Raw genomic sequence first — 15,420 nt, 5'->3', positions numbered from 1 at the left:
CGCATTAATCCCTTCGCCAACAAGTTGGCTCCTACAGGTTTTCGGCACGATTCATCGCTGCAACACCAATATCCGCGACAACAATTCATCCCTATCAATGTAGCAACCCTGAAAGTGCCGGGCGCCGGACGTTGGGTCAAATGCATTGCGTGCATGCAGGGTACGGCGGTTGTCGAAGCACCACATCTCTCCGGGATTCAACCGCGCAATTATTCGAAAACGCTCCTGTCGGGTCATGGCAATAAGACGTCGATAAGCCCGATACAACCCGGGCATTTGCGCAGCAGGTGCGTCGAACGGGCCGCGCAAGAAGTTGGCCATGCGAATTTCACTCACCTGCCCGGATAAGTCGAGGGCAATAATCGGTGCCTGGCAGCGGTAATCGCTGTGGCGATCCTTATTGCGAAACTCCACCGGGATCTCGCACAAGCTGCGAAAGGCTTCCGGGTCTTCCCATCGCAGCGCGTCGGCGATGGCAAACCCATCGACGAATATGCTTTCGCCACCCACCGCATCATTCACCAGGCAATGCAGAAATTGCAGACCTGGTTGCAGCTCGCGGGTTGGCAGGTCGCTGTGCAACGGCAAATTAAATGCGGTATAGGCGTTGCTGTCGGCATTGGCCTTCGAGCGCACGTTGAACAGCACGCCGAAGTTACTCTCGCGAATAAAGGAAATCCGCCGCGCAATAAGCGCCATTGAATCGGGCTCGGTGGGCATGCCGCGAACTTGGCTCAGGCCGACATCCCGCAGGGCCAACAGCCAGTTGAGCAAGGTTGGCGTGTCGTCCATGATCGCTTGGTAATCGAAGACGGGCAGCGACAGGTTGGCGGTCCACAGCTGGCTGCGGGGTTTGGCCGCCAGTCGTTCGGCGCGCGATTCATCGTCATACGCATGGGCACGCAGCCAGCCCGGATCGAAACGGCTCTGGTGGCCGTCATGCCAATCCACACACAAGCAGCCTTTGGGGTCGATGAAACTGGCGTTCGGCACCAGATCGTCGGGGATGTCGACAATCTCCAGCACCTGTTCCCGGGTCACGCTGTGAACGCAATCGGAACAAGCGCAGTTGTCCCGCAGCCATTGATGGTGGAACGGACTGTTGCGGCCGTCGGCCCACTGCACGTGCAGCCGATCAGCCAAAGGTTGAACGGCGACCAGCGCACTGATCAGCGGATAGCTGCGGAAATCTGCGAAGGCTGAAGTGTTGATGGCCAGGTCCTTTTCGTTGTGTGTGGCTCAGGCGGGAAGGGCGATCACGCGGCCAATCCATACCGGTTTCGGCAGGTCCTTCTGATCTTCGGCCAGGGCCAGCAAGGTATTAAGCACCGTCTCGCTGAAAGGCGCCGAGCGGGGGCCCGCCAAGTCGACGTGTAATAACATTTGCTCGTTGGCTGCCAAGGCGTCATCACTGCCGGGTTTGTACAGGCTGTGGTAGAGATGCACGCGTTTGCGGTCATGACCGACGATTTGCGTACGGACTTCGACCTCTTCACCCAGCTTCACTTCGTGCAGGTAATTGAGATGGCACTCAAGGGTGAACAACGAATTGCCGCTGGCTTCGCGATTACTGCTGTCCAAACCCAAGCGGTCCATGAACGCGTCGGTGGCATAGCTGAAAATCAACAGATAAAACGCATCTCGCAGATGCCCGTTGTAATCAACCCAATCGGCGAGGATTGGGGTTTTGTAAGTGGTGAGTGCTGGCATGGGTGTCTCATATTGAGTCTGGGAGCGTTCGGGTTTCCTTAGAACGGCATCAATCGCTAAACGCCATTCCGTGTTTGGCTTTGGTCACCTTAACGGCTTCAAGCACGGCCATCAGGCAGTCGTCGCGATAGCGTTCCAGTGCGGCGATGCTGTGATCGCCCAGTTGTTCAGTGGTGCCGTCCACCACATCGTCGATCAGCTTGTCGGTCAGCTCCGGCGCTGGCAGGTAGGTCCACGGCAGTTTCAATGCCGGGCCAAATTGGGCCATGAAGTGACGCATGCCCGCATCGCCACCCGCCAGGGTGTAAGTCAGGAAGGTGCCCATGAAGGACCAGCGTAGACCAGCCCCGAAGCGGATCGCATCATCGATTTCCCCGGTGGTAGCGACGCCGTCGTTGACCAAGTGCAGCGCTTCTCGCCACAACGCTTCAAGCAAACGGTCGGCGATAAAGCCGGGCACTTCCTTGCGCACATGCAGCGGACGCATGCCCAACGATTTATAAACAGTAATCGCGGCTTGCACGGCTTCAGGGGCGGTGTTTTTGCCACCGACGACTTCAACCAGTGGCAGCAAGTAAACCGGGTTGAACGGGTGACCGACGACGCAGCGCTCCGGGTGAGTTGCGCCTTCGTAAAAATCGCTAGGCAACAGGCCGGAAGTGCTGGAGCCAATCAGCGCGTCAGGCTTGGCCGCCGCACTGATTTTCGCATGCAGCTCAAGCTTCAGGTCCAGGCGTTCAGGCGCGCTTTCTTGAATGAAATCGGCATCGCGCACGCATTCTTCGATGGTCGCAACGAAGCGCAGGCGATCTTGCGACGCGCCTTCGGCCAGGCCGTTTTGTGTCAAAGCGGGCCAGGCATTGGCCACGCGTTTACGCAGCGCCGCTTCTGCGCCTGGCGCCGGGTCCCACGCCACAACGTCCAGGCCATGAGCCAGCGCACGTGATACCCAGCCGCTGCCGATAACGCCACTGCCGAGGGCGGCGAAAGTTTTGATGTCAGTGATGAAAGTCATCGTGAGTTCCTGAAGAAGATAAGGATCTGTAGGAGCCAACTTGTTGGCGAGAAGGCTTATGCGGTGTGCCTGACAGACCGCCTCGCCAACAGGTTGGCTCCTACAGGGAATTGCATCAGCCGCGCTTGGTCAGGCCCATTTTGATGCGGCCCTCCGCTGGGGTCATGACCCGGGCGCCGAGGCGGCTGAGGATTTCAGAGGCACGTTCGACCAGTGCGCCATTGCTCGCCAGCACACCGCGATCCAGCCAGATGTTGTCTTCCAGGCCGACCCGCACGTTGCCGCCGAGCAATACCGCTTGCGCCGCCATGGGCATTTGCATGCGGCCAATCCCGAAGCCAGCCCACACAGCATTTTCCGGCAAGTTGTCGACCATGGCTTTCATGGTGGTGGTGTCGGCCGGTGCGCCCCATGGAATTCCCAGGCACAGCTGGAAGAGAGGGTCGTCGAGCAAGCCTTCCTTGATCATTTGTTTGGCGAACCACAGGTGACCGGTGTCGAAAATTTCCAGCTCGGCTTTCACGCCCAGCTCTTGAATGCGTTTGGCGCCAGCGCGCAGTTGGGCTGGAGTGGACACGTAAATAGTGTCGCCGTCGCCGAAATTCAGGGTGCCGCAATCCAGCGTGCAAATTTCTGGCAGCAGCGCTTCAACGTGCGCCAGACGGGCCAGAGGGCCGATCAAGTCTGTGTTAGGGCCAAACTCCATTGGCTTTTCGCCAGCGCCGATCTCCAGGTCGCCGCCCATGCCCGCTGTCAGGTTGACGATAATGTCGATGTCAGCTTCGCGAATACGCTCCATCACTTCGCGGTACAGCGCTACGTCACGGCTGAATTTACCGGTTTCGGGGTCGCGAACATGGCAATGAACCACGGTCGCGCCAGCCTTGGCGGCTTCAACCGCAGCGGCAGCGATTTGTTTCGGAGTGATCGGGACAAGGTGGCTTCTCCCGGTCGTGTCGCCAGCACCGGTGAGTGCGCAGGTGATGATGACGTCATGGTTCATTTCAGATTCCTTACAGGCTGGTTAAAATATTTTCTGAGAGGCGTAGTAGCCCGCACCGCAGCCAGGAATCGGCTGCGGAACGTTGGGTCGCTCAGATCAAATCAAGGATTGGTGGTGAGTTGCAGGTTGGCGGCGGCGTCTTTGCCGTCAAAGGTCTTCACCCCGGCGAGCCAGCGCTGCAGATCCTGCGGGTGATCCTTAAGCCACTGCTTGGCTGACGCCGTTGCATCTTTGTGATCCAGCAGCGGTTGCATCATCCGGCTCTCGTCGTCGGCGGTGAATGTCAGGTTGGTGAGCAGCTTGTCGACGTTCGGGCAGCGCTGGGCGTAGTCCGGTGCGGTAACGGTCCAGACTTTGGCTTCGCCTTCGTTCGGGCCGAGGGCGTTTTCACTGCCGGTGAGGTAGGTCATCTTCTGATTGACGTTCATTGGGTGTGGTGCCCAACCGAAGAACACGATGGCTTCGTTGCGGTTTACGGCGCGAGTGACTGCCGACAGCATTCCGGCTTCGCCTGATTCAACCAGTTGGAAATCGCCAAGACCGAACTGGTTTTTGGCGATCATGTCTTTGATCTGGGTATTGGCGCCTGAGCCAGGTTCGATACCGTAGATTTTGCCGCCCAGCTCTTTCTTGAACTTGGCGATGTCGCCGAAGGTTTTCAGGCCTTTGTCAGCCAGGTAAGTCGGTACTGCCAGAGTCGCCCGGGCGTCTTTGAGGCTCGGATCAGGCAATATGCGAACCTGATTGGCTTTCACAAACGGGCTGATGGTCTGGGTCATCAGCGGGTCCCAGTAGCCGAGAAACATGTCCAGGCGCTGATCACGGATGCCGGCGAAAATAATTTGTTGTGAGGCGCTAGTCTGCTTGGTTTTGTAGCCCAGGCCATCGAGTAACACCTGAGTCATGGCGCTGGTGGCCATGACGTCGGTCCAGTTAACGACGCCAAGACGCACGTTCTGGCATTCGGGTGCGTCCGCTGCGAGTACACTGCCGGCTATGAAGGTGCTGCTGGTGAGTGCCAGCAAACAAGTGGTGATCAGTCGTTTCATGGTGGTTTTCCTCGGCAGATTCTTTTTATGGGGACAGCGATAGGGGCCGGCGTCTTTGTGCGCAGTGAGGCCACATTACGCAGCCGCAGCCCGGTAAAAACGCACAGCGGCGACCAGCTCTTGCACAGCAGCGACCTGTCCTCTTGCCGTCCTGATACAAGGGGCGTATGTGGTATTTACGCTACCCCGATGAGTGCGCCCCGATGTCCCAGGATTACTATTTTTTACTCATGCCCGGATTCTCGATCATGGGCTTTGTCTCGGCCGTCGAACCGCTGCGTGTGGCTAACCGTTTCGGCGGCGAGTTATACCGTTGGCATGTGCTGAGCATGGATGGCGGGGCAGTGATTGCCAGCAACGGCATGTCGGTCAACGCCGATGCCGCGTTGGAGCCGCTGAAGAAGGGTTCGACGCTATGGGTCGTCGCAGGTTTTGAACCGCTGCAGTTTTGCACCCCCGCGCTGGAACATTGGCTGCGTCGGCTCGACCACGACGGCGTGACCTTGGGCGCCATCGACACCGGCAGTTTTGTGCTGGCTCAAGCGGGGCTGCTCGAGGGGCATCGCCTCACGTTGCATTGGGAGGCACTGGACGCATTCAAAGAGTCATACCCAAACATGGTGGTGACTCAGGAGCTGTTCGAAATCGACCGGCGTCGTATCACTTCTGCCGGCGGCACGGCGTCCATTGACATGATGCTCGACCTCATCGGCCAGGCCCACGGGCCGGAGCTGGCGATAAAAGTGTCCGAGCAATTCGTGCTGGGGCGTATCCGCCCGCGCAAAGACCACCAACGCATGCAAATCGCCACGCGCTTCGGCATCAACAATAAAAAGCTGGTGCAGGTCATCGGTGAAATGGAGCAACACACCGAACCGCCGCTCAGTACCTTGCAGTTGGCCGAAGGCATTCAAGTCACCCGTCGTCAGCTAGAGCGGCTGTTCCGACTGTACTTGAACGACACACCCAGCAATTTCTATCTCGGCCTGCGCCTGGAAAAAGCCCGGCAGTTGCTGCGTCAAACCGACATGAGCGTCCTGGAAATCAGCATCGCCTGCGGCTTTGAGTCACCGTCGTACTTTACCCGCAGCTATAAAGGACGGTTTGTGAAATGCCCGAGGGAAGATCGGCTGCGGTTGAAGGTTTAGCGCGCATCACGTTTGGATTGACATCGGTTTATACCGGATTATAATCTTCACTATAATTTATAGTAGACAAGATAATTGAGTGTAAATCATGGTCAAGTCCACCGGCTTTGTGTTTCGTCGTCCTGCCTTGGCCGCCACTGTCGCTGAGGGTTTGGTAGGGGCGGGCCTTCAGGACTACACCTCAGGTCTATTCCTTGCGGCTCCACGTCGTACGGGTAAAAGCACTTTTCTTCGTGAGGACCTTATTCCGGCCTGTGAGGCGCGCGGGTGGCTAGCTATCTACGTCGATTTATGGGCCAACAAGCAAAAAGATCCCGCCGAATTAATCACTGCTGCGATAGCCGGTGCTTTGGTACCCCATGAGAAGGGTATTCGCAAGCTGGCCAAGTCAATGGGCATCGAAAAGCTCAACTTTTTGCGTACCCTTTCATGGGATTTCAGCAAGCCACAATTGCCCGAGGGCGCAACGCTGACCCAAGCGCTCGAACTTCTCCAGAGCGTTTCGAGCAAAATGATCGTGCTGGTCATTGATGAAGCCCAACATGCCTTGACTACCGACTCAGGCATCAATGCAATGTTCGCACTCAAGGCTGCGCGGGATGAGCTTAATCAGGGCAGAGACACTGCAGCGGGCGGATTAAAGCTGGTATTCACCGGCTCGAACCGGGACAAGTTGGCGCATCTGGTACTCAGCCGAACCCAGCCTTTTTATGGTTCCAGTATCACGCCGTTTCCATTGCTGGGAAAAGAGTTCACCAGAGCTTACACACTCCATTTGAACGCTCACTTGGCGCAAATGAATCAGTTCGAAGCAGAGGATATTGATCGTGCGTTCGAACTGGTCGGTCGTCGGCCCGAAATGCTTAGGAGCATCATCGGCGATGTCGCGCTGGAGCTGGGAGAGGCAAGCAATTTGGGTGAATTATTGCGCGATAGCTCGGAAGTGATCCGAGCCGGAGTCTGGAATGACTTTGAAAGCTCTTATAACGATTTGACGCTAGCCCAGCGAGCGGTGTTAGACGTCATGGCGCAACGTTCGCGGAGCAATGAGCCTTTCTCTGCTTTTACAGAAGCGACCGTATTGGCAGTGAGAAAGCGGTTGGAAGTGATGGGAAGCGACACGGTACCCGGCACCCAGACCATTCAAGCCTGCATAGATGCGTTGCGTGAAAAGGAGCTGGTCTGGAAGTCCAGCCGAGGGACCTATGCGCTCGAAGACAAGTCCATGGCGGAGTGGCTTGAACACCGGGCGAGCAGGTCTGCTTAGCACCGCATTGATGTTGCCGGTGCACCGCGCCGCCTGCTTCCCGAATGCATTCGGTCCCACGGGTTATGTGGAAGTCTTTGCGGGATCGCGAGCAAGCCCGCTCTTGAGCTGCCGGAGGCTGCGATTCGACCGGGAACCGATCGCCCTCGTGATACCGCTGAAGGGGTGCCGGTCGCCCGCGACCCCAGCCTATCGCAGCCTTCGGCAGCTCCTACCGGTTCTCTGTTTGCTGCGCGACAGCGCGGCGTCGAAGACGTGGCGGCCACTCCCGCAGTAATGGCGTCACTCAATCCCGATAGACTGCAAATACTCCGACCGTTCATCGCTGTTCTGCGCAAAACAGTCGTTTTGGGCTATCTGGAAGGCTTGGCTGCCTTTTTCATTAAGGAAGGTCTGTACCGCGCAATCGGCGTCGCGCAGTTTTACCCAAATGTCCTGGGCATTTTTGATTTTTGCCAAATAGTCGCTGAGTTGCGGCGGATGCGCCGCGTACTGTGTACTGATGCGATCAATCAGGTCTTTATAGGCTGTGTTCATCTCCCGATCAGCAGTGGTTCTGTTGAACGCGGAGCATTCGAAGCCTTGCTGGGTGGTTTCCACCTTGTCGCACGGGGTACCTTCTTCGGCTTGCGCGCCGGTGGCCAGCACTGCCAGAACCAATAACATTGACCTCATTTACGACATCCTCGTCCGTTGTTAACAACATTCGTCGGCGATTTTGGCCCAGTAGCCAAGCAAAGAACAGAGCGCAAGCGGTCTATCCGGGCCAGCGGTACAGACCCTTTGTCGCTTCTTGACGGTTTCGGCAAACCCCTTGTCGTTTTTGCACCCGGCTCGCTCAACCCTCAGGCATATGCTGGCCCCAAAGCGCCGGCACATGATTCGGCGCATGAATCACTATAGGGGACCGCCTGATGAGCCCAGCCGAATTGCACGCCGACAGTATCGTTATTGACGGGCTGATCATTGCCAAGTGGAACCGTGAGCTGTTCGAAGACATGCGCAAAGGTGGCCTGACCATGGCCAACTGCACCGTGTCGGTGTGGGAAGGTTTCCAGGCGACCATCAATAGCATCTGCACCAGCCAGAAGCTGATGCGTGAAAACAGCGATCTGGTGATCCCCGTACGGACCACGGCGGATATCCGCAAGGCCAAAGAACAAGGCAAGACCGGCATCCTCTTCGGTTTCCAGAACGCCCACGCTTATGAAGACCAGATTGGCTACGTCGAGATTTTCAAGCAGCTCGGCGTCGGTATCGTGCAGATGTGCTACAACACGCAAAACCTGGTCGGCACCGGCTGCTACGAGCGTGACGGCGGCCTGTCGGGCTTCGGTCGCGAGATCGTTGCCGAAATGAACCGCGTCGGCGTCATGTGCGACCTGTCTCATGTGGGTTCGAAAACCTCCGAGGAAGTCATCCTCGAATCGAAAAAACCGGTCTGCTACTCTCACTGCCTGCCGTCCGGGTTGAAAGAACATCCACGCAACAAGTCCGATGAAGAGCTGAAGTTCATTGCCGATCACGGCGGTTTCGTTGGCGTGACCATGTTCGCGCCGTTCCTGGCCAAGGGCATTGAGTCCACCATCGACGATTACGCCGAAGCCATCGAATACGTGATGAACCTTGTCGGCGAAGACTCCATCGGTATCGGCACCGACTTCACCCAGGGCCACGGCCAGGACTTCTTCGAGTACCTGACCCACGACAAGGGCTATGCCCGCCGTCTGACTAGCTTCGGAAAAATCATCAACCCACTGGGTATCCGTACCGTGGGCGAATTCCCGAACCTGACCGAGACCTTGCTCAAGCGCGGCCATCCCGAGCGCGTCGTGCGCAAGATCATGGGCGAAAACTGGGTCAATGTTCTGGCCGACGTCTGGGGCGAGTAACACCCCCGGCAGCCTCAAAATAATTGAATACCCCTCTGCCATTTGCGCAGAGGGCGTCACCATATTTCTGGAGTTTTACCCCATGGCTAAAATCGCCCCGCAATTGCCTATCGAAGTCGACAGCGAAACCGGTGTCTGGACTTCTGATGCATTGCCGATGCTGTACGTGCCACGTCACTTTTTTGTTAACAACCACATGGGCATCGAAGACGTTTTGGGCGCCGACGCCTACGCCGAAATTCTGTACAAAGCGGGCTACAAATCGGCTTGGCACTGGTGCGAAAAAGAAGCTGAATGCCACGGCCTGAGCGGTGTTGCAGTATTTGAACACTACATGAAACGTCTGTCGCAACGCGGTTGGGGCTTGTTCAAGATCGAAGCTATCGACTTGGAAAAAGGCACCGCCAGCGTTCGCCTGGAACATTCGGCGTTCGTCTACGTGTACGGCAAAGTCGGACGTAAGGTTGATTACATGTTCACCGGCTGGTTCGCAGGTGCCATGGACCAGATTCTTGAAGCCGCAGGCAGCCCGATTCGCACAGTCGCCGAGCAGGTGTATGGCGGTTCGGAAGAAGGCCATGACGACGGCCTGTTCATCGTCAAGCCGTTGTAAGTCGAGGTTTCTGTCATGGCTTTCGAAGCAATGTTCCAACCCATCCAAATCGGCAAATTGACCATCCGCAACCGCGTACTCAGTACTGCCCACGCCGAGGTGTACGCCACCGACGGCGGCATGACCACTGACCGTTATGTAAAGTACTACGAAGAAAAAGCCAAGGGCGGCATTGGCCTGGCGATTTGTGGCGGTTCGTCCAGCGTGGCCATCGACAGTCCGCAAGGCTGGTGGAAATCGGTCAACCTGGCGACTGACAAGATCATTCCGCACTTCCAGAACCTGGCCGACGCCATGCACAAGCATGGCGCCAAGATCATGATTCAGATCACCCACATGGGCCGCCGCTCCCGCTGGGACGGCGACCATTGGCCGACGCTGTTGTCGCCGTCGGGCATCCGTGAACCGGTGCACCGCGCGACCTGCAAAACCATCGAGCCAGAAGAAATCTGGCGGGTGATCGGCAACTACGCCAGCGCTGCGGGCCGCGCCAAGGCCGGTGGTTTGGACGGCGTTGAGCTGTCTGCCGTGCACCAACACATGATCGACCAGTTCTGGAGCCCACGGGTTAACAAGCGTACCGATGAGTGGGGCGGCAGTTTCGAAAACCGCATGCGTTTCGGCATGGAAGTAATCAAGGCAGTGCGCAAGGAAGTCGGTCCTGACTTCTGCGTCGGCCTGCGCATCTGCGGCGACGAATTTCACCCTGATGGCTTGAGCCATGAGGACATGAAGGAGATTGCCAAGTACTACGACGCCACCGGGTTGATCGACTTCCTCGGCGTCGTCGGTTCGGGTTGTGATACCCACAACACCCTGGCCAACGTTATCCCGAACATGAGCTACCCGCCTGAGCCGTTCCTGCACTTGGCAGCCGGGATCAAGGAAGTGGTCAAGGTGCCGGTGCTGCACGCACAGAACATCAAAGACCCGAACCAGGCCACACGGATTCTGGAAGGCGGCTACGTCGACATGGTCGGCATGACCCGCGCGCACATTGCTGACCCGCACCTGATTGCCAAGATCAAAATGGGCCAGATCGACCAGATCAAACAATGCGTCGGCGCTAACTACTGCATCGACCGTCAATACCAGGGTCTGGATGTGTTGTGCATCCAGAACGCTGCGACTTCCCGTGAATACATGGGCGTGCCGCACATCATCGAAAAAAGCACCGGCGTGAAACGCAAGGTAGTCGTCGTTGGTGCAGGCCCTGCAGGCCTGGAAGCTGCTCGGGTGTGTGCTGAACGTGGGCATGACGTGACCTTGTTCGAGAAGAAAGACACCCTCGGCGGGCAAATCACCACCGCATCGAAAGCGCCGCAGCGCGATCAAATTGCCGGTATTACCCGTTGGTTCCAGCTGGAACTGGCGCGGTTGAAGGTTGATGTGCGTTTGGGCACGGCGGCTGATCCAGCCACCATTCTCGACCTGCGTCCAGACGTAGTGGTGCTGGCCAACGGCGGTCATCCGTTCCTGGAGCAGAACGAACATTGGGGCGCGGCTGAAGGCTTGGTTGTCAGCAGTTGGGACGTGCTTGACGGCACCGTGGCGCCGGGCAAGAACGTGCTGGTCTACGACACCATCTGCGAATTCACCGGGATGTCGGTTGCCGACTTCATGGCTGACAAAGGCAGCCAGGTTGAAATCGTCACCGACGATATCAAGCCGGGCGTGGCCATCGGCGGCACGTCGTTCCCGACGTACTACCGCAGCATGTATCCCAAAGAAGTGATCATGACCGGCGACCTGATGCTTGAGAAGGTCTACCGCGAAGGCGACAAACTGGTTGCTGTGCTGGAAAACGAATACACCGGTGCCAAAGAAGAACGCGTGGTTGATCAGGTGGTGATCGAGAACGGCGTGCGTGCTGATGAATGGATGTACTACGAGTTGAAAGAGGCCTCGCGCAACAAAGGCCAAATCGACATCGAAGCGCTATTCGCCATTCAACCGCAACCTTGCCTTAGCGAACCGGGCGACGGCTACTTGCTGTTCCGCATCGGCGACTGCGTGGCCCAGCGCAACATCCATGCGGCCATTTATGACGCATTGCGGTTGTGTAAAGACTTTTAAGGGAACCCTGTGGGAGCGCGCTTGCCCGCGATAAGGCCGGAACGGCCTTCGAATTTCATTGGATAAGTGATTTTTGTGGCCGCTCCGCGCTCTAGCGCGCTCTTACAGATGACCGAGTCCGGTTTTAAAAGCGTGAATTCAGACCCACCCGGTTTTTGATGGGAGCTCCACATGTTGAACACCCTTCTTCCCATCCTGTTGTTCGTCGCCCTGGCTTTGGCCGTGTTGGGCGCGTTGCGGCGGATGATGCTGTGGCGTCAGGGCCGGGCGTCCAAGGTCGACCTGCTTGGTGGCTTGCTGGCAATGCCCAAGCGCTACATGGTGGACTTGCACCACGTGGTCGCCCGGGATAAATACATCGCCAATACTCACGTCGCAACGGCCGGCGGCTTTGCGCTGGCGGCGTTGCTGGCAATTCTGGTCCATGGCTTGGGCCTGCATAACCGTATCCTTGGCTACGCTTTGCTGCTGGCCACGGCGATCATGTTCGTCGGCGCGATCTTCATGGCGCTGCGTCGGCGCAACCCACCGGCGCGGCTGTCGAAAGGTCCGTGGATGCGCTTGCCTAAAAGCCTGATGGCGTTTTCCGTCAGCTTCTTTCTCGTGACGTTGCCGATTGCCGGGATTTTGCCTGAAGATTTCGGCGGTTGGGTTCTGGTGGCGTTATTGAGCCTGGGCGTGGCCTGGGGCGTATCGGAAATGTTCTTCGGCATGACCTGGGGCGGGCCGATGAAGCATGCCTTCGCTGGCGCGTTTCATCTGGCCTGGCACCGTCGTTCCGAGCGTTTCGGCGGCGGTCGTTCTACCGGTTTGAAACCGTTGGACCTAAGTGACAGCAGTGCGCCGTTGGGCGTAGAAAAACCCAAGGATTTCACTTGGAACCAACTGCTGGGTTTCGACGCCTGCGTGCAGTGCGGTAAATGCGAAGTCGCGTGCCCGGCGTTTGCCGCTGGCCAACCGCTGAACCCGAAAAAGCTGATTCAAGACATGGTCGTTGGTTTGGCGGGCGGCACCGATGCCAATTTTGCAGGCAGTCCGTATCCAGGGAAAAAAATCGGCGAACACGGCGGTAACGCCCATCAGCCAATCGTCAACGGCCTGGTCGATGCCGATACGTTATGGTCATGCACCACTTGCCGTGCCTGCGTCGAAGAATGCCCGATGATGATTGAACACGTTGACGCCATCGTCGACATGCGCCGTTTTCTCACTTTGGAAAAAGGCGCGACGCCGAACAAAGGCGCTGAAGTCCTCGACAACCTGATCGCCACCGACAACCCGGGTGGATTTGCGCCGGGCGGCCGGATGAACTGGGCGGCCGACTTGAACCTCGCTCTGTTCAGCGACCTCTCCAGTCAAGGCCGGACTGCCGACGTGTTGTTCTGGGTAGGTGACGGCGCGTTCGATATGCGTAACCAGCGCACGCTGCGCGCCTTCGTCAAGGTGCTGAAAGCCGCCAATGTCGATTTCGCCGTGCTGGGCCTGGAAGAGCGCGACAGCGGCGACGTGGCACGGCGTTTGGGCGATGAAGCTACCTTCCAGATGCTGGCCAAACGCAACATTCAGACGTTAGCTAAATACGATTTCAAACGCATCGTCACCTGCGATCCCCACAGTTTCCATGTGCTGAAAAATGAATACGGCGCGTTCGATGGCAATTATCAAGTGCAGCACCACAGCACTTATATGGCAGAGCTGATCGAAGCGGGCGCATTGAATCTGGGCCAGCACAAAGGCACCAGCGTGACCTACCACGATCCGTGCTACCTCGGTCGTTATAACGGCGAATACGAGGCGCCGCGCGAGGTACTGCGCGCGCTGGGGATTGAGATCAAAGAGATGCAACGCTCTGGTTTCCGTTCACGCTGCTGCGGCGGCGGTGGCGGCGCGCCGATTACCGACATCCCCGGCAAGCAACGTATTCCGGACATGCGCATGGACGACATCCGCGAAACCGGCGCTGAGTTGGTCGCGGTGGGTTGCCCACAATGCACAGCGATGCTCGAGGGCGTAGTCGAACCTCGGCCGCTGATCAAAGACATTGCCGAACTGGTGGCGGACGCATTGCTGGAAGGCGTTGCCGCCAGCAAGCCTTTGCCGCTCAAACACGGTTCGACCAAGCCCAAACTCGCGGAGGTGCACTGATGAGCGACATTATTCGCCGTGACCCTCGCGCTGAATGGATTGCCCGTAACCGCCTGCACCCGCTGCATGCGGCCATGCAACCGGCACAGACCAGCTGGATGGGGCCCAACGGCATTGTCCGTAAAGACGTGCACAACGTCGGCTTTATCGGCCCCAACGGCATCAAACGTATTGACCGCAGCGGCGCGCAACAGGGCGGGGCGGTTAAACGCTCTTCCGCTGCTGAAGTGCAATTGCCGCTGCATCAGATTGCGCAACCGGCGTTCTACATTTGTGTAGCCCCGGACATGGTTGGCGGCCGCTTGAGTGCCCATGACCGTGACTTGCTGGGCCTTGCCCACAGTTTGGCCGGCACAGACGGCGCGGTCCTGGCCGTTATCTTTGGCGAACACAAAGAAACGACCTTCGCTACAGCGGGCGTTGACCGACTGTTGGTATTGGACGGCGGCGAATTCAGCGGTTATTCACCAGAGCAACGAGTTCAGGGACTGCGGGCTGTGGATAACCAATTCAGCCCCCGCCATTGGTTGCTGCCTGATAGCCGCACCGGTGGTGGCGAACTGGGTCGGCGTTTCGCCGCCAGCCTGGGCGAACGGCCGGCAACACGGGTGTGGCAAGTCACGGCTGACCAATGCATCGGCCGTGCCGGTGCGGGTCGTGAAGACCTGGCCGGTCCATTGGCGCGATTGATCCTGGCCGCCGTCGAATGTGCAGAGCCGGTTAGCGAAACCCGTCACGAAGCCTTGCCCGTGGAGTTATCCACAGCCGTGGCGCGTAGCTTGCCGCGTATCGAGGACCTCGGCGCAGTGGCCGTCGACCCGGCAGCGATTCCCATGGCCGAAGCCGAGTTCATTTTCTCGGGCGGCAATGGCGTAAAGGATTGGGACTTGTTCCACCGTACGGCTGTGGCCTTGGGCGCTACCGAAGGCGCCTCCCGTGTGGCGGTGGACGATGGCTACATGGCCCGTGATCGTCAGGTCGGCGCCAGCGGCACATGGGTCACTGCGCGGGTATACGTTGCGGTGGGTATTTCCGGGGCGATTCAGCACCTTCAAGGCATCGGCGCCTGCGACAAGGTCGTGGCGATCAACCTTGATCCAGGTTGCGACATGATCAAACGCGCCGATTTGTCGGTGATCGGTGAGAGCGCAGACATTCTTAAGGCGTTGATCGCTGCGATTGAGACCTACCGCAACGAGGGGAAACGCGATGCCGCTTAATTCGCTTCTTAGTTCAAAGGCGCCGGTGGATAACAATGCAATCCATGTGGTTAGCCTGGTTTCCATTGGAGCCCACCCCACTTCTGGCCGTCCGCGCCGTGCCGAGCAAGATGCCCGCGCGGTTGAGCTGGGCTTGCAATTGGCCGGGGATAACTTGCACGTGCTGCATGCCGGCAATGTCCAGGAGCCTGCGCTACGGGCCTATCTCGGCATGGGTCTGGATGAGTTGCATGTACTGGAGCAGCCCGAAGGCGCCGATGCATTGCCAGCGTTGGTTGATTA

Annotated in this window: 13 protein-coding genes and 1 pseudogene; 8 read left to right on the top strand and 6 right to left on the bottom strand. The window is 58.0% G+C overall.

Translation table 11 applies throughout. From position 1 onward, the window contains the following. Positions 1-51: 51 nt before the first annotated feature. The 5 genes from JWR17_RS03220 to choX form a co-directional block, all read right to left on the bottom strand. Complete coding sequence (locus JWR17_RS03220) at positions 52-1,212, bottom strand: gamma-butyrobetaine dioxygenase (protein ID WP_299828323.1); 1,161 nt, start codon at positions 1,210-1,212, stop codon at positions 52-54. A 27-nt stretch (positions 1,213-1,239) separates the two neighbouring features. After that, on the bottom strand, positions 1,240-1,710 hold the full coding sequence (locus JWR17_RS03215; protein WP_299828242.1) for a thioesterase family protein: 471 nt from the start codon (positions 1,708-1,710) through the stop codon (positions 1,240-1,242). A 49-nt stretch (positions 1,711-1,759) separates the two neighbouring features. Beyond that, positions 1,760-2,725 carry an L-carnitine dehydrogenase gene (locus tag JWR17_RS03210; protein WP_299828240.1) on the bottom strand — a complete coding sequence of 322 codons (966 nt, stop codon included), beginning with the start codon at positions 2,723-2,725 and terminating at the stop codon, positions 1,760-1,762. A 115-nt stretch (positions 2,726-2,840) separates the two neighbouring features. Then, entirely contained in the window at positions 2,841-3,728 is an 888-nt protein-coding gene (locus JWR17_RS03205) for a 3-keto-5-aminohexanoate cleavage protein (protein ID WP_299828238.1), read from the bottom strand. 101 nt (positions 3,729-3,829) lie between these two features. After that, positions 3,830-4,777 carry a choline ABC transporter substrate-binding protein gene (gene choX, locus JWR17_RS03200; protein WP_299828236.1) on the bottom strand — a complete coding sequence of 316 codons (948 nt, stop codon included), beginning with the start codon at positions 4,775-4,777 and terminating at the stop codon, positions 3,830-3,832. Between the two features lie 203 nt (positions 4,778-4,980). Between choX and JWR17_RS03195 the strand changes: the two genes are divergently transcribed. Continuing rightward, positions 4,981-5,925, top strand: coding sequence for a GlxA family transcriptional regulator (locus JWR17_RS03195; protein ID WP_299828234.1), 945 nt, complete (start codon positions 4,981-4,983; stop codon positions 5,923-5,925). Positions 5,926-6,013: 88 nt separating this feature from the next. Further along, entirely contained in the window at positions 6,014-7,192 is a 1,179-nt protein-coding gene (locus JWR17_RS03190) for a hypothetical protein (protein ID WP_299828232.1), read from the top strand. A gap of 282 nt (positions 7,193-7,474) precedes the next feature. On the opposite strand, the gene JWR17_RS03185 is transcribed toward JWR17_RS03190, so the two are convergent. Then, entirely contained in the window at positions 7,475-7,867 is a 393-nt protein-coding gene (locus tag JWR17_RS03185) for a lysozyme inhibitor LprI family protein (RefSeq protein WP_299828230.1), read from the bottom strand. A 239-nt stretch (positions 7,868-8,106) separates the two neighbouring features. Between JWR17_RS03185 and JWR17_RS03180 the strand changes: the two genes are divergently transcribed. The 6 genes and pseudogenes from JWR17_RS03180 to JWR17_RS03155 all read left to right on the top strand — a co-directional run. Next, positions 8,107-9,084: a dipeptidase gene (locus JWR17_RS03180; protein WP_299828228.1), complete on the top strand. Its 978-nt coding sequence runs from the start codon at positions 8,107-8,109 to the stop codon at positions 9,082-9,084. An 82-nt stretch (positions 9,085-9,166) separates the two neighbouring features. After that, positions 9,167-9,697: a 4-vinyl reductase gene (locus JWR17_RS03175; protein ID WP_299828227.1), complete on the top strand. Its 531-nt coding sequence runs from the start codon at positions 9,167-9,169 to the stop codon at positions 9,695-9,697. A gap of 15 nt (positions 9,698-9,712) precedes the next feature. Continuing rightward, positions 9,713-11,773: a dimethylglycine demethylation protein DgcA gene (gene dgcA, locus JWR17_RS03170; protein WP_299828225.1), complete on the top strand. Its 2,061-nt coding sequence runs from the start codon at positions 9,713-9,715 to the stop codon at positions 11,771-11,773. A gap of 171 nt (positions 11,774-11,944) precedes the next feature. Further along, positions 11,945-13,918 (top strand): dimethylglycine demethylation protein DgcB, encoded by a 1,974-nt coding sequence (dgcB, locus tag JWR17_RS03165; RefSeq protein ID WP_299828223.1) that lies wholly within the window; start codon positions 11,945-11,947, stop codon positions 13,916-13,918. Next, positions 13,918-15,138 carry an electron transfer flavoprotein subunit alpha/FixB family protein gene (locus JWR17_RS03160; RefSeq protein ID WP_299828221.1) on the top strand — a complete coding sequence of 407 codons (1,221 nt, stop codon included), beginning with the start codon at positions 13,918-13,920 and terminating at the stop codon, positions 15,136-15,138. Before dgcB ends, JWR17_RS03160 begins: the two co-directional genes overlap by 1 nt. Next, positions 15,128-15,420, top strand: a pseudogene (locus JWR17_RS03155) (electron transfer flavoprotein subunit beta); the annotation flags it as partial. The gene JWR17_RS03160 and the pseudogene JWR17_RS03155, both read left to right, overlap by 11 nt.

This window comes from Pseudomonas sp. (assembly GCF_028293835.1).
Lineage (GTDB): Bacteria > Pseudomonadota > Gammaproteobacteria > Pseudomonadales > Pseudomonadaceae > Aquipseudomonas.
This window is presented reverse-complemented; position numbering and strand designations above follow the sequence as displayed.